Annotated in this window: 18 protein-coding genes and 4 tRNA genes; 7 read left to right on the plus strand and 15 right to left on the minus strand. The window is 60.8% G+C overall.

The window, feature by feature from the left end:
* Positions 1 to 47: 47 nt before the first annotated feature.
* The 4 genes from leuB to leuC all read right to left on the minus strand — a co-directional run bounded on the left by leuB (position 48) and on the right by leuC (position 4,299).
* Positions 48 to 1,130 (minus strand): 3-isopropylmalate dehydrogenase, encoded by a 1,083-nt coding sequence (gene leuB, locus BUB69_RS19265; protein ID WP_073169556.1) that lies wholly within the window; start codon positions 1,128 to 1,130, stop codon positions 48 to 50.
* Positions 1,131 to 1,199: 69 nt separating this feature from the next.
* Positions 1,200 to 1,964 carry a class I SAM-dependent methyltransferase gene (locus BUB69_RS19270; protein WP_073169507.1) on the minus strand — a complete coding sequence of 255 codons (765 nt, stop codon included), beginning with the start codon at positions 1,962 to 1,964 and terminating at the stop codon, positions 1,200 to 1,202.
* A 258-nt stretch (positions 1,965 to 2,222) separates the two neighbouring features.
* Positions 2,223 to 2,864, minus strand: a complete 642-nt coding sequence (leuD, locus tag BUB69_RS19275; protein WP_073169509.1) for a 3-isopropylmalate dehydratase small subunit — start codon at positions 2,862 to 2,864, stop codon at positions 2,223 to 2,225.
* A gap of 10 nt (positions 2,865 to 2,874) precedes the next feature.
* Positions 2,875 to 4,299: a 3-isopropylmalate dehydratase large subunit gene (leuC, locus tag BUB69_RS19280; protein ID WP_073169511.1), complete on the minus strand. Its 1,425-nt coding sequence runs from the start codon at positions 4,297 to 4,299 to the stop codon at positions 2,875 to 2,877.
* Between the two features lie 143 nt (positions 4,300 to 4,442).
* Between leuC and BUB69_RS19285 the strand changes: the two genes are divergently transcribed.
* Together BUB69_RS19285 and BUB69_RS19290 are read left to right on the plus strand one after the other, a co-directional pair.
* Entirely contained in the window at positions 4,443 to 5,312 is an 870-nt protein-coding gene (locus BUB69_RS19285) for a LysR family transcriptional regulator (RefSeq protein WP_024685781.1), read from the plus strand.
* 130 nt (positions 5,313 to 5,442) lie between these two features.
* Positions 5,443 to 7,584 carry a putative bifunctional diguanylate cyclase/phosphodiesterase gene (locus BUB69_RS19290; protein WP_245825304.1) on the plus strand — a complete coding sequence of 714 codons (2,142 nt, stop codon included), beginning with the start codon at positions 5,443 to 5,445 and terminating at the stop codon, positions 7,582 to 7,584.
* 42 nt (positions 7,585 to 7,626) lie between these two features.
* Here the strand turns inward: BUB69_RS19290 and BUB69_RS19295 are convergent, their stop codons facing one another.
* The 9 genes from BUB69_RS19295 to uvrB all read right to left on the minus strand — a co-directional run bounded on the left by BUB69_RS19295 (position 7,627) and on the right by uvrB (position 14,202).
* Positions 7,627 to 8,070, minus strand: coding sequence for an Hsp20 family protein (locus tag BUB69_RS19295; protein ID WP_073169515.1), 444 nt, complete (start codon positions 8,068 to 8,070; stop codon positions 7,627 to 7,629).
* Positions 8,071 to 8,170: 100 nt separating this feature from the next.
* Positions 8,171 to 9,151 carry a tRNA dihydrouridine synthase gene (locus BUB69_RS19300; RefSeq protein WP_073169517.1) on the minus strand — a complete coding sequence of 327 codons (981 nt, stop codon included), beginning with the start codon at positions 9,149 to 9,151 and terminating at the stop codon, positions 8,171 to 8,173.
* 29 nt (positions 9,152 to 9,180) lie between these two features.
* A complete protein-coding gene (locus BUB69_RS19305) occupies positions 9,181 to 9,642 on the minus strand; it encodes an acyl-CoA thioesterase (protein WP_073169519.1) in 462 nt (153 codons plus the stop codon).
* A 177-nt stretch (positions 9,643 to 9,819) separates the two neighbouring features.
* Positions 9,820 to 9,895: transfer RNA gene (locus BUB69_RS19310), tRNA-Glu, on the minus strand.
* A gap of 76 nt (positions 9,896 to 9,971) precedes the next feature.
* Positions 9,972 to 10,047 (minus strand) — tRNA-Ala (locus tag BUB69_RS19315).
* A 39-nt stretch (positions 10,048 to 10,086) separates the two neighbouring features.
* Positions 10,087 to 10,162, minus strand: a tRNA-Glu gene (locus BUB69_RS19320).
* A 45-nt stretch (positions 10,163 to 10,207) separates the two neighbouring features.
* A tRNA-Ala gene (locus tag BUB69_RS19325) sits at positions 10,208 to 10,283 on the minus strand.
* A gap of 187 nt (positions 10,284 to 10,470) precedes the next feature.
* Positions 10,471 to 11,952 (minus strand): glutamate--tRNA ligase, encoded by a 1,482-nt coding sequence (gene gltX / locus BUB69_RS19330; RefSeq protein ID WP_073169521.1) that lies wholly within the window; start codon positions 11,950 to 11,952, stop codon positions 10,471 to 10,473.
* 234 nt (positions 11,953 to 12,186) lie between these two features.
* On the minus strand, positions 12,187 to 14,202 hold the full coding sequence (gene uvrB / locus BUB69_RS19335; protein WP_073169523.1) for an excinuclease ABC subunit UvrB: 2,016 nt from the start codon (positions 14,200 to 14,202) through the stop codon (positions 12,187 to 12,189).
* A gap of 379 nt (positions 14,203 to 14,581) precedes the next feature.
* Between uvrB and BUB69_RS19340 the strand changes: the two genes are divergently transcribed.
* Together BUB69_RS19340 and BUB69_RS19345 are read left to right on the plus strand one after the other, a co-directional pair.
* The gene (locus BUB69_RS19340; protein ID WP_073169525.1) at positions 14,582 to 15,778 is read left to right on the plus strand and encodes an amino acid aminotransferase; all 1,197 of its coding nucleotides are present in this window, start codon (positions 14,582 to 14,584) and stop codon (positions 15,776 to 15,778) included.
* A 301-nt stretch (positions 15,779 to 16,079) separates the two neighbouring features.
* Positions 16,080 to 16,406, plus strand: a complete 327-nt coding sequence (locus tag BUB69_RS19345) for a hypothetical protein (protein ID WP_073169527.1) — start codon at positions 16,080 to 16,082, stop codon at positions 16,404 to 16,406.
* 57 nt (positions 16,407 to 16,463) lie between these two features.
* Here BUB69_RS19345 and pvdQ read toward each other — a convergent pair whose 3' ends face one another.
* On the minus strand, positions 16,464 to 18,803 hold the full coding sequence (gene pvdQ / locus BUB69_RS19350) for a bifunctional acylase PvdQ (RefSeq protein ID WP_073169529.1): 2,340 nt from the start codon (positions 18,801 to 18,803) through the stop codon (positions 16,464 to 16,466).
* A 197-nt stretch (positions 18,804 to 19,000) separates the two neighbouring features.
* Between pvdQ and BUB69_RS19355 the strand changes: the two genes are divergently transcribed.
* From BUB69_RS19355 to BUB69_RS19365, 3 genes are read left to right on the plus strand one after another with little or no spacing between them, the layout of a single operon-like run.
* Entirely contained in the window at positions 19,001 to 20,173 is a 1,173-nt protein-coding gene (locus BUB69_RS19355) for an efflux RND transporter periplasmic adaptor subunit (protein ID WP_073169531.1), read from the plus strand.
* Positions 20,174 to 22,150 carry a MacB family efflux pump subunit gene (locus BUB69_RS19360; RefSeq protein WP_073169533.1) on the plus strand — a complete coding sequence of 659 codons (1,977 nt, stop codon included), beginning with the start codon at positions 20,174 to 20,176 and terminating at the stop codon, positions 22,148 to 22,150.
* Between the two features lie 11 nt (positions 22,151 to 22,161).
* On the plus strand, positions 22,162 to 23,550 hold the full coding sequence (locus BUB69_RS19365; RefSeq protein WP_073169534.1) for an efflux transporter outer membrane subunit: 1,389 nt from the start codon (positions 22,162 to 22,164) through the stop codon (positions 23,548 to 23,550).
* Positions 23,551 to 23,603: 53 nt separating this feature from the next.
* Here BUB69_RS19365 and BUB69_RS19370 read toward each other — a convergent pair.
* The coding region (locus BUB69_RS19370) for a transposase (protein WP_141121877.1) at positions 23,604 to 23,916 on the minus strand (313 nt) is incomplete at its 5' end.

A 23,916-nucleotide genomic window follows, 5' to 3' on the forward strand; every position in this document is an offset into this window, starting at 1 on the left:
TGGGACCGCCCGCCTGCGCATGCACAGCAGGCAGCGGGCCGAAGAGATTACAGATTCCGCAGCGCGGCGACTACTGCGTCGCCCATTTCCTGCGTGCCGACTTTAGTGTTGCCCGACGAAAAGATGTCGCCGGTACGCAGACCCTGATCCAGAACGACGCTGACCGCCTTTTCAATGGCATCGGCGGCGTCGGTCAGGTTGAAGCTGTAACGCAGCATCATCGAGACCGAGAGAATGGTCGCCAGCGGGTTGGCAATGCCTTTACCCGCGATGTCCGGCGCCGAACCGTGGCAAGGCTCGTACATGCCTTTGTTGGCGGTATCCAGCGATGCCGACGGCAGCATGCCGATGGAACCGGTCAGCATCGACGCCTGGTCGGATAGGATGTCGCCGAACAGGTTATCGGTCACGATCACGTCGAACTGCTTGGGCGCACGCACCAGTTGCATCGCAGCGTTATCGACATACATGTGGCTCAGCTCGACCTCAGGGTAATCCTTGGCGACCTGCTCGACGATTTCACGCCACAACTGACTGGACGACAGCACGTTGGCCTTGTCGACCGAACACAGTTTCTTGTTGCGCACCATGGCCATGTCGAAGCCGACGCGGGCGATACGACGGATTTCGCTCTCGCTGTACGGCAGCGTGTCGTAAGCCTGACGCTCGCCATTGTCCAGCACACGAACGCCGCGCGGCGCGCCGAAGTAGATACCACCGGTCAGCTCGCGGACGATGAGGATATCCAGACCGGCGACGATTTCCGGCTTGAGGCTCGAGGCGTCGGCCAGTTGCGGATACAGGATAGCCGGACGCAGGTTGCCGAACAGACCCAGTTGCGCACGGATTTTCAGCAGGCCGCGCTCAGGACGGATGTCGCGCTCGATGGTGTCCCATTTCGGGCCACCAACAGCGCCAAGCAGAACAGCGTCGGCTGCCCGCGCGCGGTCCAGGGTTTCGTCGGCCAGCGGCACGCCGTGCTTGTCGATGGCAGCGCCACCGATCACGTCGTGGGTCAATTCAAAACCCAGCTGGTACTTCTCGTTGGCCAGCTCCAGCACCTTGACCGCTTCGGTCATGATTTCCGGACCAATGCCATCACCTGGGAGAATCAGAATCTGCTTGCTCATAACTTCCTCGATTTCGTACATCGACGCCTTGAACAGCGCCTGTCTATAACGTTTAAAACCGCAAAAAGATTAACGCTGTGCCCACAGCACCAGCACATCGGTACTGAATGAGCCCTGCGCGTCGATCTCGAAATACTCACGCACTTCTTCGCCCATCGCCTGCTGCAACTCGCGGATGGCCACGCGCAAGGTCTGCGGTGTGCGCATTCGCTCCACCCACGATGCAAACTCCAGATGCAGGCGCTGGCGAGTATGGCTACGGGTAAACAGCCCCGCGTCGCTGACCTGATGCAGCCATTGGGCAGCGGAATAATTGCGCACGTGACTGGTATCGCGCAGCACTTCAACTGTTTGCAGATAGGTATCCAGCAACGGACTGCCCGGCGACATCACATCAATGAACGCCGCCACGCCACCGGGCTTCAGCACCCGGCGCACTTCACGCAACGCCAGGGCCAGATCGCTCCAGTGGTGAGCCGAATAACGGCTGAACACGAAATCGAATTCGCCGTCCGCGAACGGCAAGCGCTCGGCCGCACCGCATACCGTGCGAATGTTGCCCAGGCCCTTGTCGACAGCCGCCGCGCTGACCACGTCGAGCATCTGCTGCGAAAGGTCGTACGCTACCACTTCACCGACCGACGAGGCGACATTGAAGCTGACATGCCCGGCGCCGCAGCCCAGATCCAGCACCCGCGACTCGCTGCGACCTTTTACAGCGTCCTGCAGCAGCGCGAACTCGGGCCCTTGGGCATGCACGGTGCTGCTCAGATAAGCTGCGGCCTGCTCGCCGAATTGACGCTGTACGACCTGGGTGTGAGCGGTGGTGGTCATGGGTGGATACTCTGATGTTTAAGGGTGTCGAGCTACAGCGTTCGTGACATGGCTTTCGCGAGCAAGCTCGCTCCCACATAAATCGTGCTTCGTCAGTCGACCACGAATTCAAGTGGGAGCAACTTGCTCTCACATAAGCCGTGCTTCGTCAGTCGATCACGGATTCAAGTGGGAGCGAGCTTGCTCGCGAAATGGCCAGTAGATCCGGCTGAGATTCGGATGAAACACCGCACCTGCCGGATCTGGACTGCCTGCCTGTCAGTCGCGAAACAACCATGGCTGGCTCGCACGGTGCTTGCTCTCGAACGCAGCAATTGCATCGGCATCCATCAGCGTCAGGCCGATATCGTCCAGACCATTGAGCAGGCAGTGCTTGCGAAACGCGTCGATCTCGAAGCTGAGCACCTTGCCGTCCGGACGGGTCACGGTCTGGGCCTGCAGATCGATGTTCAACTGATAACCCGGGCTGGCTTCGACCTGTTTGAACAACTCGTCGACTTCAGCTTCGGTCAGAATGATCGGCAGGAGGCCGTTCTTAAAGCTGTTGTTGAAGAAGATATCGGCATAGCTGGGTGCGATGATCGCGCAGAAACCATACTCTTCCAGCGCCCACGGCGCGTGCTCACGGCTGGAACCGCAACCGAAATTCTCGCGAGCCAGCAATACGCTCGCACCTTGATAACGCTCGTTGTTGAGCACGAAATCATGGTTCAGCGGACGCTTGGAGTTGTCCTGATACGGCTGCCCCACGTCCAGATAACGCCACTCATCGAACAGATTGGGGCCAAATCCCGTACGTTTGATCGACTTGAGAAACTGCTTGGGGATGATCTGGTCAGTGTCGACGTTGGCACGATCCAGAGGAGCGACCAGGCCATTGTGCTGGGTAAAGGCTTTCATGCTGGTTTCCTCAGTGCTGGATCAAGTCGCGAACGTCGATGAAACGGCCATTGACGGCCGCTGCGGCTGCCATCGCCGGGCTCACCAGGTGAGTCCGGCCGCCAGCGCCCTGACGACCCTCGAAGTTACGGTTGGACGTCGAGGCACAGTGCTCGCCGGAACCCAGGCGGTCGGGGTTCATCGCCAGGCACATTGAGCAACCCGGTTCGCGCCATTCAAAACCGGCTTCGATGAAGATCTTGTCCAGCCCTTCCTTCTCGGCCTGTTCCTTGATCAGGCCCGAACCCGGCACTACGATCGCCTGCTTGATGGTCGCGGCAACCTTGCGGCCCTTGGCGATGTCGGCGGCAGCACGCAGGTCTTCGATACGCGAGTTGGTGCACGAACCGATGAACACGCGATCAAGCTGGATATCAGTGATCGGCTGGTTGGCTTTGAGCCCCATGTACTTCAAGGCGCGCTCAATGGAGCCACGCTTGACCAGGTCCGTTTCCTGCGCAGGATCCGGAACGTTCTGGTCGACCGCCAGCACCATTTCGGGCGACGTGCCCCAGCTCACTTGCGGCTTGATGTCGGCAGCGTCGAGCTTGACGATGGTGTCGAACACCGCGTCCGGGTCGGAAACCAGGTCTTTCCAGGCCTCGACCGCCAGGTCCCATTCAGCCCCTTTTGGCGCAAACGGACGACCCTTGACGTACTCGACGGTTTTTTCGTCGGTGGCCACCATGCCGACCCGGGCACCCGCTTCGATGGACATGTTGCAGATGGTCATGCGGCCTTCGATGGACAGGTCGCGGATTGCGCTGCCCGCGAACTCGATGGCATAGCCATTGCCGCCGGCGGTGCCGATCTTGCCGATCACTGCGAGCACGATGTCCTTGGCGGTCACGCCGAACGGCAATTGCCCTTCGACCGACACCAGCATGTTCTTCATTTTCTTGGCGACCAGGCACTGCGTGGCAAGCACGTGCTCGACTTCGGACGTGCCGATGCCGTGGGCCAGTGCGCCGAATGCGCCATGGGTGGAGGTGTGCGAGTCGCCACAGACCACGCTCATGCCCGGCAAGGTTGCGCCCTGCTCCGGACCGATCACGTGGACAATGCCCTGACGCGGGTCGTTCATCTTGAATTCGGTGATGCCGTATTCGTCGCAGTTGTCATCCAGGGTCTGGACCTGCAGACGCGAGACCTGATCTTCGATGGCACCGATGCCGCCCTTGCGCTCCGGGGTGGTCGGCACGTTATGGTCGGGGGTCGCGATGATCGAGTCGATACGCCACGGCTTGCGTTTGGCAAGACGAAGGCCTTCGAAGGCTTGCGGCGAAGTCACTTCATGGATGATATGGCGGTCGATGTAGATCAGCGCCGAACCATCATCGCGCTGTTTGACCAAATGCGAATCCCAGAGCTTGTCGTAGAGCGTTTTTCCGGCCATCGGACGTACTTCCTCATCAGCTTTTTCTATGCCTTGGGTAATACATCCATGACCCCTTGGCTTGTGCGGTCATCCTAGGGAATATGCTTAAATAACTCAAATTCATAATTTTCATGCTTTGGATAACCAAATGGAATCCGACTATGGACCTCGCCAACCTCAACGCTTTTCTTGCCATCGCTGAAACCGGGAGTTTCTCGGGCGCCGGCGAACGTCTGCACCTCACTCAGCCGGCCATCAGCAAGCGGATTGCGGGCCTTGAGCAGCAACTGAATGTGCGCCTGTTCGACCGTCTGGGTCGCGAAGTGAGCCTGACCGAGGCCGGACGGGCCCTACTGCCACGCGCTTATCAGATCCTCAACGTGCTGGATGACACTCGCCGCGCCCTGACCAACCTGACAGGCGAGGTCACAGGGCGCCTGACGCTGGCGACCAGTCACCACATCGGCCTGCACCGCTTGCCACCTTTATTACGCGAGTTCACCCGGACCTACCCGGCCGTGGCGCTGGACATTCAGTTTCTGGATTCCGAAGTCGCCTATGACGAAATACTGCACGGACGGGCCGAGCTGGCGGTCATCACGCTGGCCCCGGAACCTCATGCGCTGGTGCGCGCCACGCCGGTGTGGGACGACCCGCTGGACTTCGTCGCCGCACCGGAACATCCGCTGGCCAATAGCGGCCCGATGAAGCTGGAAGACATCGTGCGTTATCCAGCGGTGTTTCCCGGTGGCAACACCTTTACCCACCACATCGTCAGCGGCCTGTGCGAGGCCCAGGGCCTGAAGCCCAACATCGCCATGAGCACCAATTACATGGAAACCATCAAGATGATGGTCTCCATCGGGCTGGCGTGGAGTGTGCTGCCGCGCACCATGCTCGACGAACAAGTCGCGCGCATTCCGCTGCCGGGCGTGCAGCTCAATCGCCAGCTAGGCTATATCCTGCACACGGAGCGTACCCTGTCGAATGCCGCGAGGGCGTTCATGAAATTGCTGGACGCGCAGATATAACGTTTATAGTGCAGTGCATGCAGGACGCAGAACGATCGTTTTACTGGCTTTATTCATTAAAGGCTCGTGATCAATGCCCAATCCCGTGGACGACTCCATCCTGCCGGTGCACGAACAGCCGTCAGTCATCATGCCGACGCACCCCAGTGTGGAGCAGGCCCTGCGAGAAACGCAGGACCGCCTTCGACTGGCCCTGGAGTCGGCGCAGATGGGCACCTGGGAATGGGACATTCCCACGGGCCGACTGCAGGCTTCGGCCCGCGCTGCGCAGTTGCACGGCCTGAGAGCACAGCCTGTCGACGATGACTTCGCGCACTTTTTCAAGGATGTGCCTGCCCGCGAACGCCAACGCATGCGCCGTGCTTACCGTGCAGTGCTCAAAGCCAGGCAGGACACCTTCCGACTGACCTATCGTTTCAAGCTGGAAAACGGACAGTCGCGGCTTCTGGAGAGTCGCGCCCTGCTCTACAGGGACGAGACCGGAGCGCCTGCCAGACTGGCGGGCACCTTGCTCGACATCACCCAGCAGCAGGCCCAGGCGGCGCTTGAAGTCAGCGAAGAGAAATTCGCCAAGGCATTTCATTCAAGCCCCGACTCCATCACCATCACCGAACTGGGCACCGGACGTTACGTGGAGGTCAACGACGGTTTTTGCCGCCTGACCGGCTACAGCGCACCTGAAGTACTGGGCAAGACCGTACACGAAATCGGCATCTGGACCGATACCGATCAGCGTCAACACATGATCGACCAACTGCATGAGACGGGTCGGGTTCATCACCGGGAAATGGCAGGCCGCAACAAAAATGGCGACCCACTGACGCTGGATGTATCCGCAGAGTTCATCACACTGAACGACACCGCCTGCCTGCTGATGAACGCGCGCGACATCGGACTGTTGAAGAGCGCTCAGGCGCAGATTCAGCACCTGGCCTATCACGACTCGCTCACCGGCCTGCCGAACCGCGCCCTGCTCATGGACCGTCTCAGCCAGCAACTGTCTCTGCTCAGGCACCATGGCCTGCGCGGTGCGCTGCTGTTTCTGGACCTGGACCATTTCAAACACATCAACGACTCATTGGGCCATCCGGTCGGCGACAGCGTACTCAATATCATTGCCGCCAGACTGGAAGCCAGCGTGCGCCAGGAAGACACCGTGGCGCGCCTGGGCGGCGACGAGTTCGTGGTCCTGATCTGCGGGCTGACAGGCGCTCGGCACGAAGTCACTCACCAGGTGCAGGAACTCTCCGACAGCTTACGTGAATTGCTCGCAGAGCCAATGTTTCTCGACGGTCACCGCCTGCAGGTCACCCCCAGTATCGGGATGGTACTGATCCCCGACGACGGCCTGACGCCTGCCGACCTGCTCAAGCGAGCCGATATCGCGCTTTATCGCGCCAAGGATTCAGGACGCAACGCCGCACAGTTCTTCCACGGTTCGATGCAAAAAGCTGTCAGCCAGCGCCTGCGCATGGAAAACGATCTGCGCCTGGCGTTGACCCGGCACGAGTTCCACCTGCACTTCCAGGCTCAGGTGGACTGCCGAAATGAAACTATCAACGGGGCCGAAGCCCTGCTGCGCTGGCAGCACCCCGATTACGGCCTGTTGCCTCCGACCCGGTTTGTGCAGATCCTTGAAGAAAGCGGGATGATTCTCGAAGTGGGCAGCTGGGTGCTGGACGAAGCCTGCAAGACAGGTGGACGCCTGCTCAAGCAGGGCCTCATCGACAAGGATGCGTTTCTGATGGGGGTCAATATCAGTCCGCGTCAGTTTCGGCAGAATGATTTCGTGGAACGGGTGCAACACAGCCTCAAGCTGCACCATTTGCCGGCCAGCATGCTCAAGCTGGAAATCACCGAGGGCATCGTCATCCAGAACCTGGAGGACACGATCGCCAAGATGCGCAGACTCAAGACGCTTGGGGTCAGCTTTGCCATGGATGACTTCGGCACTGGCTACTCGTCGCTGACCTACCTCAAGCGCCTACCGGTGGACACACTCAAAATAGACCAGTCGTTCGTTCAGGACGCCACCAGCGACCCCAATGACGCCGAAATCATTCGCGCCATCGTCGCTATGGCGCAAAGCCTGAGCCTCAACGTCATTGCCGAAGGCGTCGAGACCGTCGAGCAACTGACCTTTCTTGAACAGTTGGGCTGTTATGTCTATCAGGGCTATCTGTTCAGTGAACCGCTGGAAGACTCAGGGTTCGAGACCCTTTTGCGGCTCAAGCAGCACCTGCTTCAGCCGAGTCTGCTGCCGGACAACTGACTCAGAAAGGCGCCCGAAGGCGCCTTTCTGTGACTTCCATCATCAATGCTCGATGGTTTTCTGAGTGTTCAGCGGGATGCGCTTTGGCTTGGCCTCTTCCGGTACGTTACGCACCAGGTCGATGTTCAGCAGGCCACGGGACAGATCCGCGCCTCGCACCTCGATATTGTCCGCCAGCCGGAACGACAGCTTGAATTCGCGCCGGGCAATCCCCTGATGCAGATAGGTCACGTTTTCGGCTTCGCGCTCGCGCTTGCCGCCCGTCACAGTCAACACACCTTTCTCGACCTGCAGATCAAGGTCTTCCTCCTGCATGCCCGCTGCGGCGATCACGATTCGGTATTGGTCGTCGCTGTAACGCTCTACGTTGTAGGGAGGGTAGCCGCTGGTCGAGTCGTTGCGTGCGGCCGACTCGAAGAGGTCGTTGAAACGGTCAAAGCCCACTGAGTGACGAAACAGTGGAGCCAGAGAAAATGCAGTCGCCATGATAATTCTCCTGTTAGTCAGCGAGTTGTTACGCGACCCGGATTCGGCGTCGCGTATTCCCCAAACTAGGGTCGCCCGCTGACTTTTCAAGAGCTGTTTTTTACGAAAAATATGACCGTTCGTCGGCTGCGCTATCAGCTGAATAACCGAGCAGAACACTGATCCGGTCGCAGTCGGTTTCGCGGCGCAAGGCGTTGAACATCAGCGTCGCTTCCGGGTAGCTCTTGGTCAGCAGCACCAGCCATTGCTTGAGACGGCCCGGCGCCTGAACCAGGGTCATCTTCGCCAGGCAGTCGCCCCAGAACGTGCGCAGCATCGGTTGCAGCTCGGCCCAGGTCATCTCGACGACCTCCTCGCCAGCATGAGCTGCTGCAATCTGCCGTGCCAGATCAGGACGCGCCACCAGGCCGCGACCGATCATGATGTCTCGCGCACCACAGATCTCCTGGCAGCGTCGCCAGTCCTCGACCGTCCAGATCTCGCCGTTGGCGACGACCGGGACCTTGACCACTTCCTGGATGCGCGCGATCCACTCCCAATGTGCTGGCGGCTTGTAGCCATCGACCTTGGTCCGCGCATGAACGACGATGCGCTCGGCACCGCCATCGGCCAGCGCCCTGGCGCAGTCGAGGGCACCGTCGGTGTTTTCATAACCCAGACGCATCTTGGCGGTGACCGGAATCTCGCCTGGCACGGCGCGGCGCACCTGGCTGACGATGGAATGCAGCAGATCAGGCTCCTTGAGCAGGATCGCCCCGCCACGTGAGCGGTTCACCGTCTTGGCCGGGCAGCCGAAATTGAGGTCCATGACCGGCGCGCCCAGCTCGCAGGCAAAGGCGGCGTTTTCTGCCAGACATACCGGGTCGGAGCCCAGCAACTGCAGATGCAGCGGCACGCCCGCCGCGGTTTTCGCATCGGTGTGCAGCTCGGAGGCCATTTTATAGTAGTAGGTGGCAGGCATGACTCGCTCGGTCACCCGGATGAATTCGGTCACGCACCAGTCGATGCCGCCGACGCGAGTCAGCACATTACGCAGGATGTCGTCGACCAACCCCTCCATGGGCGCCAAAGCAATTTGCATGGATCACACTCGAAAAAAAGTCCGGCAGTTTACTGCCCGTCACCGGGATTGGGAACGCTGCCGTTCAATATTGCCGCACCGTAACCTTCAATGAACTCGCCCGGCATGCGCTTGGGACGACCGGTTGAGAGTTCGATGCAGACGAAGGTGGTTTGCGCCCTCAGCAGCGTAAGGTTGTCGGAGGGGCGCTTGAGCTGGAAGCGGCGGGTCATTTTCAGACGACGATCCCAATCAACGATCCAGGTCGCCAGTTGCAGCTCGTCGCCCTCGTAGGCGCTGGCCAGGTAATCGATTTCGTGGCGGACTACGGCCATGGCACGGTCAAGACGGCGATACTCGACAAGGTCCAGCCCCAGATACTGCGAATGGCGCCAGGCGCAGCGCTCAAGCCAGGTGACATAAACTGCATTGTTGGCGTGCCCAAGGCCATCGATATCATCACTGCCGACATTCAGGTCGATGACGAAAGGCGTTGCCAGATCCCAGACCATGCTCGCTCCTGTTTGGGTGAGTGTGTGGGCGGCAGTGTAGCTGGAATGCAGGCCAGGCCGGGTATGCCTGAAGACTTCTGGAGGCGAGACCAGGGTTTGAAGAAAAACAAAACCCTGAAAAAACAAAAGGGCCATTCAATAATCGAATGACCCTTGGTCCCGCAGAGCGGGAAATCGTGGCGTCCCCTAGGGGACTCGAACCCCTGTTACCGCCGTGAAAGGGCGGTGTCCTAGGCCACTAGACGAAGGGGACGCAAAACCCTAATTGATCAGAGTTGGGACTCTGATCGATTCAACAACCCGTTTTACCAGGCCTTGAACCTTTAATTTGGTGGAGCTAAGCGGGATCGAACCGCTGACCTCCTGCATGCCATGCAGGCGCTCTCCCAGCTGAGCTATAGCCCCAGATTTATCGTTCGCCACGTCTGGATCACTCGGTGAAACTGGCGTCCCCTAGGGGACTCGAACCCCTGTTACCGCCGTGAAAGGGCGGTGTCCTAGGCCACTAGACGAAGGGGACGCAAAACCTTCAGTCAGGTTCATCAGTGATGAACCCTGGCAAAATTGGTGGAGCTAAGCGGGATCGAACCGCTGACCTCCTGCATGCCATGCAGGCGCTCTCCCAGCTGAGCTATAGCCCCACATCAGTGGACGGGGCGCATGTTAAGCGTGAGTCGCTAAGCTGTCAAATTTATTTTCGCGAAATTTGAAAGTTTTTCGTCGGCATAACAATCACTTACCGTTTCAGCCCGTAAATCCGAGGCCGGGCCGACCACTGCATGCCCTGCTCTCGCGGGCATACAGTGGCTTATGGGTATGACTCACTGGTCAGGCAATTGCGCCCAGCAGCTTTTCCCACTCTTTGTTTTCTTTCTTCGACACGCCACCCAGCAGATCGATGGCCTGGCGCAGACGGAAACGGGTCAGGTCCGGGCCGAGAATCTCCATCGCATCCAGCACCGACACCGAACTGGCCTGCCCGGTGATCGAGGCGAACATCAGCGGCATGGCGTCACGCAGTTTGAGGCCCAGGTGCTCGACCACCGACTGGATACACGCGGTGATCGGGTCTTTCTCCCACTGGCGCAGCGATTCGAGCTTCCACAGGATCAACTGCATCAACTGACGAACCTGATCGCCTGACAGCTTCTTGTGCTCGAACAGCTTGACGTCCGGTGTGACACCTCCGGCGAAGAAAAAGCTGGCCAACGGTGCGATCTGGCTGAACGTCTCGACGCGGCCCTGCACGTGCGGGGCGATCTTCATCATGTATTCAGGATTTAGCGCCCAGTTTTGCACACGAGCGGCAAACTCCTCGACAGGCAGTTCACGCAGCCATTGACCGTTGAGCCACGACAGCTTCTCGATGTCGAAGATCGGACCGCCCAGCGACACACGGGACAGGTCGAAATGCTCGACCATTTCCTGCAGCGAAAACTTCTCGCGCTCGTCAGGCATCGACCACCCCATGCGGCCCAAGTAGTTGAGCATGGCCTCAGGCATGAAGCCCATGCGCTCGTAGAAAGTCACCGAGGTCGGATTCTTGCGCTTGGACAGCTTGCTCTTGTCCGGGTTACGCAGCAGCGGCATGTAGCACAGCTGCGGCTTTTCCCAGCCAAAGTATTCGTACAGCAGAATCAGTTTCGGTGCCGAGGGCAGCCACTCTTCGCCGCGCAGCACGTGGGTGATACCCATCAGGTGGTCATCGACCACGTTGGCCAGGAAGTAGGTCGGCAGACCGTCGGTCTTCATCAGGACCTGCATGTCCATGCGGTCCCACGGAATTTCCACCTCGCCACGCAGCATATCCGGCACCACGCAGACGCCTTCGGTCGGCACCTTCATGCGGATGACGTGTGGCTCGCCCGCGTCCAGACGACGTTGCACTTCTTCCTTGGAAAGCAGCAGCGCACGACCGTCATAGCGAGGGGTCTCACCCTTGGCCATCTGCTCGGCGCGCATTTCGTCCAGTTCTTCAGCGGTGCAGAAGCACGGGAAGGCATGGCCCATTTCGACCAGTTGCCGGGCGTATTTCTGGTAGATCTCGCCCCGCTCGCTCTGGCGGTAAGGACCATGCGGCCCGCCGACATCCGGTCCTTCGCTCCACTCGATGCCGAGCCAGCGCAGCGCGTCGAAAATCTGCTGTTCGGACTCGCGGGTAGAACGCAACTGATCGGTGTCTTCGATCCGCAGGATGAACTCGCCACCGTGCTGCTTGGCAAAGCAATAGTTGAAAAGTGCGATGTAAGCCGTGCCGACGTGAGGGTCGCCTGTGGGCGATGGCGCGATGCGGGTACGAACGGTGGTCATGGAAAATCCCGAAATAAGGTCGATCAAGCGAAGAATGTTAACAGGCCGGGGGCGTCAGGCTCCAGCGCGGGCGCTGTAGCTGATGGAGCACATGACCCGCGGCCTGCTCCATGAATCTGGAGGTTGAATGCAAAGCCCCCGTAGGAGGGGGCTTACCCGCAATACGATTTTTCAGACGCTATCGCCGGCAGGCCGCCTCCTGAAGTCTGGCGTCTGCCGCCAGCCAGCGCTGCGTCAGACCGCCAGCAAGCGCTCACGCAGCTTGCCGATTTCGTCGCGCATCTGCGCCGCAGCCTCGAATTCCAGGTCGCGAGCCAACTGGTACATCTTCTCTTCCAGTTGACGAATGCGCTTGGTGATTTCGCTGGGCGAACGCAGTTCGTTTTCGTACTTGGCGTTTTCCTCGGCGGCCTTGGCCATGCCTTTGCGCTTTTTGCTGCGCGAGCCGGGCACGGTGGCGCCTTCCATGATGTCGGCCACGTCCTTGAACACGCCTTTGGGCGTGATGCCGTGCTCCAGGTTGAACGCGATCTGCTTCTCCCGACGTCGTTCGGTCTCGCCGATGGCCCGCTCCATGGAGCCGGTGATCCGGTCGGCGTACAGGATCGCCCGGCCGTTGAGGTTACGCGCCGCCCGACCGATGGTCTGGATCAGCGAACGGTCCGAACGCAGGAAACCCTCCTTGTCGGCATCCAGAATCGCCACCAGCGACACTTCCGGCATGTCCAGGCCCTCGCGCAGCAGGTTGATCCCCACCAGCACATCGAAGGTCCCCAGACGCAGGTCGCGGATGATCTCGACGCGCTCCACGGTGTCGATGTCCGAGTGCAGGTAGCGCACACGCACGCCGTGGTCGCTCAGGTAGTCGGTCAGGTCTTCGGCCATCCGCTTGGTCAGCGTGGTCACCAGCACCCGCTCTTCAATGGCCGCACGCTTGTTGATTTCCGACAGCAGGTCATCGACCTGAGTCAACGCCGGGCGAATCTCGATCTGCGGGTCCACCAGACCCGTTGGACGAACCACCTGCTCGACCACACGACCGGCATGTTCTTCTTCATATTTACCGGGAGTCGCCGAGACGAAGATGGTTTGCGGGCTGACGTTCTCCCACTCCTCGAAACGCATTGGCCGGTTGTCCAGCGCCGATGGCAGACGAAAGCCGTATTCCACCAGGGTTTCCTTGCGCGAACGGTCCCCTTTATACATGGCGCCCACCTGCGGCACGCTGACGTGGGACTCGTCAATCACCAGCAGGGCGTCGGGCGGCAGGTAATCGTACAGCGTCGGCGGGGGCGCACCGGTCGGGCGTCCCGACAGATAGCGTGAGTAGTTTTCGATGCCGTTGCAGTAGCCCAGCTCCAGAATCATCTCCAGGTCGAACCGGGTGCGCTGTTCCAGACGCTGGGCTTCAACCAGTTTGTTCTGGCTGCGCAGGTATTCCAGACGCTCGCCGAGTTCGACCTTGATGCCTTCCATCGCGTCCAGCAGGGTTTCGCGAGGCGTGACGTAGTGGCTCTTGGGGTAGAAGGTGAAACGCGGCAATTTGCGAATCACCTCGCCGGTCAACGGATCGAATGCCGACAGGCTCTCGACCTCGTCATCGAACAACTCGACACGAATCGCTTCCAGATCCGATTCGGCCGGATAGATGTCGATCACATCGCCCCGCACACGAAAGGTGGCGCGGGCAAAGTCCATGTCATTGCGGGTGTATTGCAGGTCCGCCAGACGACGCAGCAAGGCGCGCTGGTCGAGTTTGTCGCCACGGTCGATGTGCAGCACCATGCGCAGGTAGGTTTCCGGGCTGCCCAGACCGTAAATGCACGACACCGTGGTGACGATGATGGCGTCCTTGCGCTCCAGCAGCGCCTTGGTAGCGGACAGGCGCATCTGCTCGATGTGGTCGTTGATCGAGGCATCCTTCTCGATGAAGGTGTCGGAAGACGGCACGTAGGCTTCAGGCTGGTAGTAGTCGTAGTACGAGACGAAGTATTCGACGGCGTTGTTTGGAAAGAACGCCTTGAACTCACCATACAACTGCGCCGCCAGGGTCTTGTTCGGCGCCAGCACCAGGGTCGGGCGCTGTACCTGGGAGATGACGTTGGCGATGCTGAACGTCTTGCCCGAGCCCGTCACACCCAGCAGGGTCTGGTGCGCAAGTCCGGCGTCGATCCCTTCGACCAGTTGGCGAATGGCCTCGGGCTGATCGCCGGCGGGCTCAAAACGGGTAACGAGCTGGAACTCGGACATAACCTACCTCTTGAATTCGTTCGCGGGATTCGCGACAAGACCTCGTCTGCACGGTTGTACCGGCAATGACGAAATCACCGCCAACGGCTCATCCCGTCCGTTTAAAGACGTCGGGCCGTGGCAGTGCTTGAAGTGATGCACTGTAAATGGAGACGTTTGCGCATGTTTCAAGGCGCTCATTTTATCAGTGGCTACATCATTGAGGTTTCAGCGGGACGAACGTTCTGCAAATAACCGGAAAAACCTTGAAAAAACCTGCCCTGCCCTGTCGCCGCCTCGGGGGATGGTCTCTATACTAGGTCCCCGTTTGTGCACCGCTTTGGCGCAGTCGGCCGCAGCGTGCATTCCTCTCCGCCCTCCATTCAGAGCTGCCGCAAAAATGAGCCTCTTCTCCGCTGTCGAAATGGCGCCCCGCGATCCAATCCTGGGTATCAACGAAGCATTCAACGCCGACACCCGCACCACCAAGGTCAACCTTGGCGTGGGTGTCTACTGTGACGAAGACGGCCGCATTCCCCTGCTGCGCGCAGTGGCTGAAGCCGAGAAGATCCGCGTTGCACAGCACGCACCACGTGGCTACCTGCCGATCGACGGCATCGCGGCCTACGACCAGGCCGTGCAGAAGCTGCTGCTGGGTGCTGATTCACCGCTGATCGCCTCGGGCCGTGTCTTGACCACGCAATCGGTCGGCGGTACCGGCGCACTGAAAATCGGCGCAGACTTCCTCAAGCAACTGCTGCCGGACGCCGTCGTGGCGATCAGCGACCCGAGCTGGGAAAACCATCGCGCGCTGTTCGAAACCGCAGGCTTTCCAGTACAGAACTACCGTTATTACGACGCAGCCTCCCATGATGTGAACCGTGGCGGCATGCTCGAAGACCTGCAAAATCTGCCTGACCACTCCGTGGTCGTGCTGCACGCCTGCTGCCACAACCCGACCGGCGTCGACCTGAACCTGGAAGACTGGAAAAAGGTTCTGGAAGTGGTCAAGGCCAAGGGCCACGTGCCTTTCCTGGACATGGCCTATCAGGGCTTCGGCCAGGGCATTCAGGAAGACGCCATCGCGGTCCGTCTGTTCGCCGAGTCCGGCCTGACCTTCTTCGCTTCAAGTTCGTTCTCCAAATCGCTGTCGCTGTACGGCGAGCGCGTGGGCGCGCTGTCGATCATCACTGAATCGAAAGAAGAAACCGCCCGTGTCCTGTCCCAGGTCAAGCGCGTGATCCGCACCAACTACTCCAACCCGCCGACCCACGGCGCAATCATCTCCGCGGCTGTGCTCAACGACCCGGCGCTGCGTGCCATGTGGGAAGAAGAACTGGGCGAAATGCGCGTGCGCATCCAGGGCATGCGCAAGGCAATGGTCGAGCGTCTGGCCGACAACCCGGCGGGTCAGGACTTCAGCTTCGTGGGTCGCCAGTGCGGCATGTTCTCCTACTCCGGCCTGACCGCCGCACAGGCGCAGCGTCTGCGCAGCGAATTCGGCATCTACGCCCTGGACACCGGCCGTATCTGTGTCGCGGCGCTGAACCAGAAGAACATCGACGTGGTGTGCGACGCGATCAAGAAGGTGTTGTAAGTCACCTACCCGGCACACACAGATTTCAGCCAGTGGGAGCGGACTTGTCCGCGAAGGGGCCGGTGTATTCACTCGAAGGGTTGCGCCTGGAAGTCGGTCTTCGTGAGCAAGCTCACTCCCACAGGTTGAAAACCGGCTCATCAGCCAGTGGGAGCGGACCCGTTCGCGAAGCATCCCACACAGCGCTGTGTACAAGACACCAGCGCCGCGCCTACCACTCGGCGATCCAATCGAACGATCCCCTTCCCCTCCACCTCGAAAGCCTGTCAGTACTTTTCTGAAGCAGACCTTTGAGGTAATCATGTCTACCGAACCGCAACGGCAAAAAGAACAGGCACCCGGTCAGCACACACGCCCGGACCAAGGCACGGACCGCAATGATCCGGCCATCGATCCACAAGCGCCCGATGCGGTGCCGGATCAGGGTCAGGACGAAAGCCAACGCCAGAATCAGAGCCAGCAACAGAGCCAGCAACAGAGCCAGCAACAGAGCCAGAGCCAGTCACAAGGCTCGGCAGAAGACAGCGCCTACGTGCCTGACTATGAGCCTGAGGAAATACCCAAGACCCAACGCAATCATCAGCCCACCCAAGGCGTCGATGCCGATATCGACACTCAGGGTGGTTGACACTTCGCGTTGAACGCGTGAATTGGGCCATCTGGCCCAATCACCTGAAAGCGCACCTCAAGGCCTGCGTTCTTCCCTGATGTCCTGCACCTGATACGCCGGATCAGCCTTGATCTGCTGCTCGGTGAAGGGCAGATCAGCCCATTGCTTTTTCGAGAACGCTTCGGTCTGGTCTCGCGAGTGGACGGATTGTGGATTGCTCGACTCGGAAAACGCCAGCAAGCCCCTGGCCTTTGGGCCCTGCTCGTCGAATGTCACCACTTGCAGGTAGCTGGTGCCGCTGACCACCTCACGCTTGCCGTCCTTGCCCGCCACCGTCTGCATCGCGTTGTAAACCCCCAGGGCCGCCGGACCGCCGTGGATCGGAATCGGCTTCCCACCGAGGCTCGACACCTGAATATCGCCCCAGGTCGTGTTCGCCGGCAGGCCTGTCTTGCTCACCTCCTCCTGCACCGCCAGCATGGCCGCACGCAAGGCCGTGGCGACCTCGGCACGCTCAATCGCCAGCCCCCGTGGCGTGCGGACCGGATCCTGCGCATCGAACACCACCCGCCAGCGCGACCCGACGGACTGCATGGCGGTCATGATCTTCTGAAAGTACACGAAGCCCACGCCACTGTTCAGGTCAACGCGACCGTCCCAGGCTTTCAACGCTGCACACAAAGGCGCCAGGCGTTTTTCATCGTCGCCCAGCCCAGTGGCACAAAACTGCAGAAGGTCCGGCAGCACTTGCCCGGCTTGATACACCTCGTTGTCCATCACCATGGCCTGCAGGTTCTCGACGCTGACCTTGCCCGCCTGCTGCAACGTGCCGAGCCTGTCCAGCGCAAAGCGCGCACGTAGCCCCAGCGGCTGGCCTTCCTGGCTGATCAGCGGCGAAAAGTTTTTCTGCGGTGCTGCCGGATTGACCATCCAGGCCGAGTCGTTGGCATGCTGCACGAAGTCGGTACGCAGCAGTTGCGGCTGGCGCGACGACGCAAAGATGCCCGGTTGCACCGCCTCTGGGGCGATGTCCCAGTTACAGTCACTGCGTGAGCCGTCGAGGATGATCAACTCGGTGCCGATGCGCGGGTCGCTGCACTTGGCGAGCTTGGCCGCATCGACGTTCGGCACCACCGAGATGTTCATATACAGCGCCTGTCCCAAGGCATCGACCGCCACGGTATTCACCCACGGAATCCCCTGGATGCTGTGCACCGAATCCTGAAACGCCTTGAGGCTTGTCGCCTTATCCATGGCGTACCACTGCTGCAACACGCGGTCATTCTTGAGGTTCGCATCGCGCAGGCTGAAAGCGAACCTGTCGTTCCAGTCCAGTTTGCCGGGCCATTGCACGATGGGGCCGAACGTCGACGAGTAAACCGTGCGGGTCACCGGCTTGACGCTGCCGTCGGACTGTCTGGTCTGGACAGTGACCTGTTGCTTGCCCATGGCCACCGACTTGCCGTCGAGCAGGTAACGGGTCGGGTCTTTGGGATCGAGCTGCAAACGATGCAGGGTGAAGTGTCTGGACGTATCCACGGTGTGGGTCCATGCCAGATGCTGGTTGAAGCCAATGTTGATCAGCGGCAGACCCGGCAGCGCCGCACCCATCACGTCCAGCTTGCCGGGGATGGTCAGGTGCATCTGATAAAAACGCAGGCCGCCACCCCACGGAAAATGTGGGTTGGCCAGCAACATGCCACGGCCGTTGGCCGACAGCTCGCGCCCGATAGCGACGGCGTTGCTGCCGCGCTCCAGCGCGAATTGCTCATTGCGGGCAGCGGCCAGTTGCAGTGCCTGACGCTGGTCATCCTGAAGGCTGGCCTGAGCACCCGGCTGCGGCGGCCTGGCACCGGCCAGCGCTTCGGTGAACTGACCCACCCCGCCTTCAACCAGCAAACGGCGGGTCAGGCGCACCAGATCGTCGGTGCTGATCGGCCTCACCCATTCAGCGGCGCAGGCCGGTGGCAGCCCTTCGGCGCTCTGTTCGCCCAGTGAACGGTTGTAGCCGGCGACATATCCCTGCATCAACTGGCGAATCTCGAGCGGCTGCGCCGTCCAGAAATCAGCCAGCGCTTCGGGCGTGTTCAACCAGTTGAACAACAGGTCGCTGGCCAGGTTGTTGCGCTGCTCAAGGGTCGCCTTGTCTGGACCGAAATAGCGCGAACGCTCGCCGTTGACCGTGACAACCTCGTTGGCCAGCAGGCACAGGTTGTCCTGCGCATAGGCGTAACCGATGCCGTAACCCAGCCCGCGTTCATCAGCGGCGACGATGTGCGGCACGCCAAAACCGGTACGACGAACCTGCGCCGAGGCGCTCTGATTCTCGGCGGTCACGAGCGCCTGGGCGGGTACAACCAGCCCGAGCGATAGACCTGCTACAAGCAGACAGGACAAGGGTCTGGACATGATCATGCTGACTCCACCTCGAAAGAAAAACGGAACACGACTGGAAACAGCCGCTCCCGTTAAACGAGGCCACCGAGTGAAATTTAGTCGGCACAGCCATTTTACTGACAGCGCTAAATTCCCCTGCGGCGCTCTCGTCTTAATGACAGCTCCCGTAGCCGTCGCCCGTTGAACGGCTGATTTTCCCCAGGCAGGAACCCTGCATGAAACGCTCTCGACTCCCTCGACGCACTGTCCTCGCGGCCCTTTGCCTGTTTCCGGTCATTGCAGTGTGCGCATGGCAGATCCTGCCCGATGACCACAGCAAGACACACACCGTGACCGTGACGCGCGGCAGCATTGAAAGCAGCGTAACGGCGCTGGGCACACTGCAACCGCGCAGCTATGTTGACGTCGGCTCGCAGGCGACCGGGCAGATCATGAAGATTCACGTGCAGGTGGGCGACCAAGTCAAGGAAGGTCAGTTGCTGGTCGAGATCGATCCGTCCACCCAAAAAGCCAGGCTCGACGCGGCGCGCTACGCCATCGACAACCTCAAGGCCCAGCTTCAGGAACAACGCGCACTGCACGAGCTGGCCCAGCAGAAGCAGCAACGTCAGCAGCGTCTGGCAGCCGGCGGCGCGACCCGGGCCGAGGACGTGCAGGCCGCCGAATCAGAGTTTCGCGCCACCCAGGCCAGGGTCGACATGTTCAAGGCGCAGATCCTCGAAGCCCAGGCAGCGTTGCGCAGTGACGAGGCTGCGCTGGGCTACACGCGCATTTATGCACCCATGAGCGGCACGGTGGTCGCGCTGGATGCCCGCGAAGGTCAGACCCTTAATGCCCAGCAGCAGACGCCGCTGATCCTGCGCATCGCCCGGCTGTCGCCAATGACTGTCTGGGCCGAAGTGTCTGAGGCCGACATCGGCCATGTGAAGCCGGGCATGAACGCCTATTTCACCACCCTGAGCGGCGGCAACCGGCGCTGGAAAAGCACTGTACGGCAGATTCTGCCGGTGCCGCCCAAGCCGCTGGAGCAAGCCAATCAAGGTGGCGGCAGCCCGAGCAGTTCGCGCAAGAGCGGCGGCGGCCGGGTCGTGCTGTACACCGTTCTACTGGACGTCGACAACGACGATCAGGCCTTGATGGCCGAGATGACGGCGCAGATTTTCTTCGTCGCCGGCCGTGCGCAAGACACCCTGACCGCGCCGCTGTCGGCGTTGAAGAGCGGGATACAAAACGACCTGCAGACCGCACAGGTGCTGACCACACGCGGCGAAGTACAGAGCCGTCAGGTGCGCACAGGCATCAGCGATCGATTACGCGTGCAGATTCTGGACGGCCTCGAAGAAGGCGACCGGCTGCTGGTGCCCTCGACGTCCGGCAGCGGAGGCTGAATGCAGACGCCGCTGATCGACCTGCGGGCCATTCGCAAATCCTACGGCGGTGGCGACAGCCCACAGGTCAACGTGCTGCAAGGTATCGACCTGTCGATCCACGCCGGTGAATTCGTGGCGATTGTCGGCGCGTCCGGTTCCGGCAAGTCGACGCTGATGAATATCCTGGGCTGCCTGGACCGGCCGACCTCGGGCGAGTACCTGTTTGCCGGGGAAAATGTTGCCGAACTGGGCAGCGACGAGCTGGCCTGGCTGCGCCGCGAGGCGTTCGGTTTTGTGTTTCAGGGCTATCACCTGATCCCGTCCGGCTCGGCACAGGAAAACGTCGAAATGCCGGCGATCTATGCCGGAACACCGGCTGCGCAACGGCATGCCCGTGCCGCCGCCCTGCTCGACCGGCTGGGGCTCGCTTCACGCACCGGCAACCGCCCGCATCAGCTGTCCGGCGGTCAGCAGCAGCGGGTGTCCATCGCGCGCGCGCTGATGAACGGCGGCCACATCATCCTCGCTGACGAACCCACCGGCGCGCTGGACAGCCAAAGTGGCGCGGACGTCATGACGTTGCTGGACGAGCTGGCCAGCCAGGGCCACGTCGTTATTCTGATTACCCACGACCGGGACGTCGCCGCCCGCGCCAGACGCATCATCGAAATCAGCGACGGGCGTATCGTCAGCGACACACTCAACGGGACAGCTGATGCTGCCCAGCCTGCGACCAACCCGGTCGCCCTGCAGGCCGTCGATCTGCGGGCGCGTCTGGCCCAGGGCAGCAGCACTCGCGGCGCCTGGAAAGGTGAATTGCTCGACGCCGTACAGGCGGCCTGGCGGGTGATGTGGATCAACCGGTTTCGCACCGCACTGACGCTGCTGGGCATCGTCATCGGCGTCGCTTCGGTGGTGGTCATGCTGGCAGTCGGCGAAGGCAGCAAACGCCAGGTCATGGCACAGATGTCATCGTTCGGCTCCAACATCATTTACCTCAACGGCAAAGCGCCGAGTCCGCGCGCGCCGAAAGGCATCATCACCCTTGAAGAAGTCGCTGCGCTGGGTGATCTGCCCGAGGTGCGGATGATCATGCCGGTCAATGGCGGCCAGGCCGGCGTGCGCTTCGGCAATGTCGATCACTCCAGCTACGTGGGTGGCAACGACACGCATTTTCCGGCGATTTTCAATTGGCCGGTGGTTGAAGGCAGTTACTTCACCGAAGCCGATGAGCAGAGTGCCGCAGCGGTGGCCGTAATCGGCCACAAGGTCAGGCAGAAGTTGTTCGGTGACCGGATCGACCCCATCGGTCAGTACATCCTGATCGAGAACGTGCCGTTCCAGGTGGTCGGCGTGCTTCAGGAAAAAGGTGCAAGCTCCGGCGACCTGGACAGCGACAACCGCATCGCGATTCCGTATTCGTCGGCCAGTATTCGCCTGTTCGGCTCGCAGGACCCTGAATACATCACCCTCGCCACCCGCGATGCCGACAACGTCAAACAGGCCGAAGCAGCGATCCGCGACCTGCTCGATCGCCTGCACAACGGCAAGCAGGACTACGAGCTGACCAACAACGCGGCGATGATCCAGGCCGAAGCCCGCACCCAGAACACGCTGTCGTTGATGCTGGGCTCGATTGCGGCGATTTCGCTGCTGGTCGGCGGCATTGGCGTGATGAACATCATGCTGATGACTGTGCGTGAGCGAACCCGCGAGATCGGCATCCGCATGGCCACCGGCGCACGTCAGACCGACATTCTGCGCCAGTTCCTCACCGAAGCGGTGATGCTCTCGGTCGTTGGCGGCCTGGCCGGCATCGTGCTGGCGCTGGGCATGGGCGCGGTGTTGTTGCTGAGCAAGGTCGCGGTGGCCTTTTCGCTGTCGGCCGTGGCGGGAGCCTTTGGCTGCGCGCTGATCACCGGGGTGATCTTCGGTTTCATGCCCGCCCGAAAAGCTGCCCGGCTCGATCCGGTTGCGGCCCTCACCAGTCAATGAATAATCAATCCATGAAAGCACACTTCACGCTGTTGACCACTTGCCTGTTGCTGGCCGCCTGCAGCACGCCAGCACCCGGCCCGGACAGCGGCATCCAGCCACCGCCGACCTGGGCGTTCGCCCAGAGCGCCGCGACCCAACGCAGCGATGCGCGTTGGTGGCAACGCTTCGGCAGCCCACAACTGAATCGTCTGATCGAACAGGCCAGCCGTGACAGCCATGAAGTCGGCGCAGCCATGGCGAGGGTGCATCAGGCTCAGGCGACGGCGATTATCGGTGGCGCACCCCTGCTGCCTGAACTGAGTTACGACCTGCGCGGCGAGCGCAAAAAATTCATGCGCAGCAGCGACCGCAAGGCCAATCCGTCGGACGACAACAACACCGACATGTTCACCGCCGACCTGACCGCCAGCTACGAAGTGGACTTCTGGGGCGGTGTGGCGGCCGGTCGCGACAGCGCCTTGCAAAGCCTGCGCGCCAGCCAGTTCGATCAGGCAACCGTTGAGCTGACCCTGCTCAGCAACGTAGCCGACCGTTACGCACAAACCCTGTCGGCCCGCGAGCAAGGCCGTATCGCCGAGCTGAACCTGGCCAACGCCAAGGATGTATTGCGTCTGGTGCAGACACGCTACGACTCGGGCTCAGCGACGGCGCTGGAATTGGCGCAACAAAAGAATCTGGTCGCCACTCAGCAGCGCGAGTTGCCGCGCATTCAGCAACTGGCCAATGAACAACTGATCACCCTCGCCGCCTTGCTGGGTCAGCCGGTGCAGAACCTCGCACTGAACAACGAGGCATTCGATACGCTCAGTTGGCCGGACATCGGCAGCGGCGTGCCCAGCGACCTGCTGACCCGCCGTCCTGACCTGGCCAGGGCCGAAGCCGAGCTGGCAGCCGCGCAAGCCGACGTCACCGTTGCCCGCGCGGCGATGCTGCCCAAGCTGACCCTGAGCGCCCGCGTCGGCACCGAGTCGATCCGCGCCGAAGACTGGCTGCGCACGCCCTTCACCAGCCTGGCAGCGGGCCTGGTCGGACCGATCTTCAACAACGGCCGCCTCGGTGCCGAGCGTGATAAAGCCAAGGCGCGCCAGGAAGAACTGCTGGAAACCTACCGTGGCGCGATCATCAACAGCTTCGCCGACGTGGAAAAGGCCCTGAACAGCATTGATGGCCTTGATCAACAACGCGGGTGGCACGAAGAAGAACTGAAACAGGCTCAGACCGCGTTTCGCATCGCACAGAGCCGCTATCAGGAAGGTGCCGAAGACCTGCTGACCGTGCTGGAAACCCAGCGAACCCTGTACCAGGCACAAGACGTGAGCGTGCAGTTGAGACTGTCACGGGTGCAGGCCAGTATCGCGCTGTACAAGGCGCTGGGCGGTGGGTGGCAGGTACGTTGACTACAAAGCGAAGACGCCTCTTTCAAGTCCTGTGGGAGATTCTATGGTTGTCATCAAGCCATAATCAGCCCTTTCGGTTGGTACTCGCTCTGATTTTTCAGCAGGGAGAACGCGATCCGAGCGAGCTTACGGCTGAGCATGACAAGCACCTGGGTAGTCGCTTTTCCGCTGCTCAGGTGTTCGTTGTAGAACCCTTTCCAGGTACTTGATCGACAGGCCGACATGGCTGCGTTATGCAGTAATCGACGAACTTCCGAGCACCCTCGCTTGGTTAAGGATCTACGACCATTTTTTTGGCCCGAGTCACTCACCCTCAGATCCATGCCCAAAAAAGCGATGAAAGAATCGCTGCTTTTAAAGTCGCCT

This window comes from Pseudomonas asturiensis (assembly GCF_900143095.1).
Classification (GTDB): domain Bacteria; phylum Pseudomonadota; class Gammaproteobacteria; order Pseudomonadales; family Pseudomonadaceae; genus Aquipseudomonas; species Aquipseudomonas asturiensis.

What these genes read in the sequence shown, in the direction of transcription:
- BUB69_RS19345 (WP_073169527.1), top strand. Translation starts at nt 16,080, where the DNA reads ATGTCTACCGAACCGCAACGGCAAAAAGAACAGGCACCCGGTCAGCAC.
- BUB69_RS19340 (WP_073169525.1), top strand. Translation starts at nt 14,582, where the DNA reads ATGAGCCTCTTCTCCGCTGTCGAAATGGCGCCCCGCGATCCAATCCTG.
- BUB69_RS19305 (WP_073169519.1), bottom strand. Translation starts at nt 9,642, where the DNA reads ATGGTCTGGGATCTGGCAACGCCTTTCGTCATCGACCTGAATGTCGGC.
- BUB69_RS19355 (WP_073169531.1), top strand. Translation starts at nt 19,001, where the DNA reads ATGAAACGCTCTCGACTCCCTCGACGCACTGTCCTCGCGGCCCTTTGC.
- leuD (WP_073169509.1), bottom strand. Translation starts at nt 2,864, where the DNA reads ATGAAAGCCTTTACCCAGCACAATGGCCTGGTCGCTCCTCTGGATCGT.
- uvrB (WP_073169523.1), bottom strand. Translation starts at nt 14,202, where the DNA reads ATGTCCGAGTTCCAGCTCGTTACCCGTTTTGAGCCCGCCGGCGATCAG.
- leuC (WP_073169511.1), bottom strand. Translation starts at nt 4,299, where the DNA reads ATGGCCGGAAAAACGCTCTACGACAAGCTCTGGGATTCGCATTTGGTC.
- BUB69_RS19300 (WP_073169517.1), bottom strand. Translation starts at nt 9,151, where the DNA reads ATGCAAATTGCTTTGGCGCCCATGGAGGGGTTGGTCGACGACATCCTG.
- BUB69_RS19270 (WP_073169507.1), bottom strand. Translation starts at nt 1,964, where the DNA reads ATGACCACCACCGCTCACACCCAGGTCGTACAGCGTCAATTCGGCGAG.
- BUB69_RS19290 (WP_245825304.1), top strand. Translation starts at nt 5,443, where the DNA reads ATGCCGACGCACCCCAGTGTGGAGCAGGCCCTGCGAGAAACGCAGGAC.
- BUB69_RS19285 (WP_024685781.1), top strand. Translation starts at nt 4,443, where the DNA reads ATGGACCTCGCCAACCTCAACGCTTTTCTTGCCATCGCTGAAACCGGG.
- BUB69_RS19365 (WP_073169534.1), top strand. Translation starts at nt 22,162, where the DNA reads ATGAAAGCACACTTCACGCTGTTGACCACTTGCCTGTTGCTGGCCGCC.
- BUB69_RS19295 (WP_073169515.1), bottom strand. Translation starts at nt 8,070, where the DNA reads ATGGCGACTGCATTTTCTCTGGCTCCACTGTTTCGTCACTCAGTGGGC.
- pvdQ (WP_073169529.1), bottom strand. Translation starts at nt 18,803, where the DNA reads ATGATCATGTCCAGACCCTTGTCCTGTCTGCTTGTAGCAGGTCTATCG.
- gltX (WP_073169521.1), bottom strand. Translation starts at nt 11,952, where the DNA reads ATGACCACCGTTCGTACCCGCATCGCGCCATCGCCCACAGGCGACCCT.
- leuB (WP_073169556.1), bottom strand. Translation starts at nt 1,130, where the DNA reads ATGAGCAAGCAGATTCTGATTCTCCCAGGTGATGGCATTGGTCCGGAA.
- BUB69_RS19360 (WP_073169533.1), top strand. Translation starts at nt 20,174, where the DNA reads ATGCAGACGCCGCTGATCGACCTGCGGGCCATTCGCAAATCCTACGGC.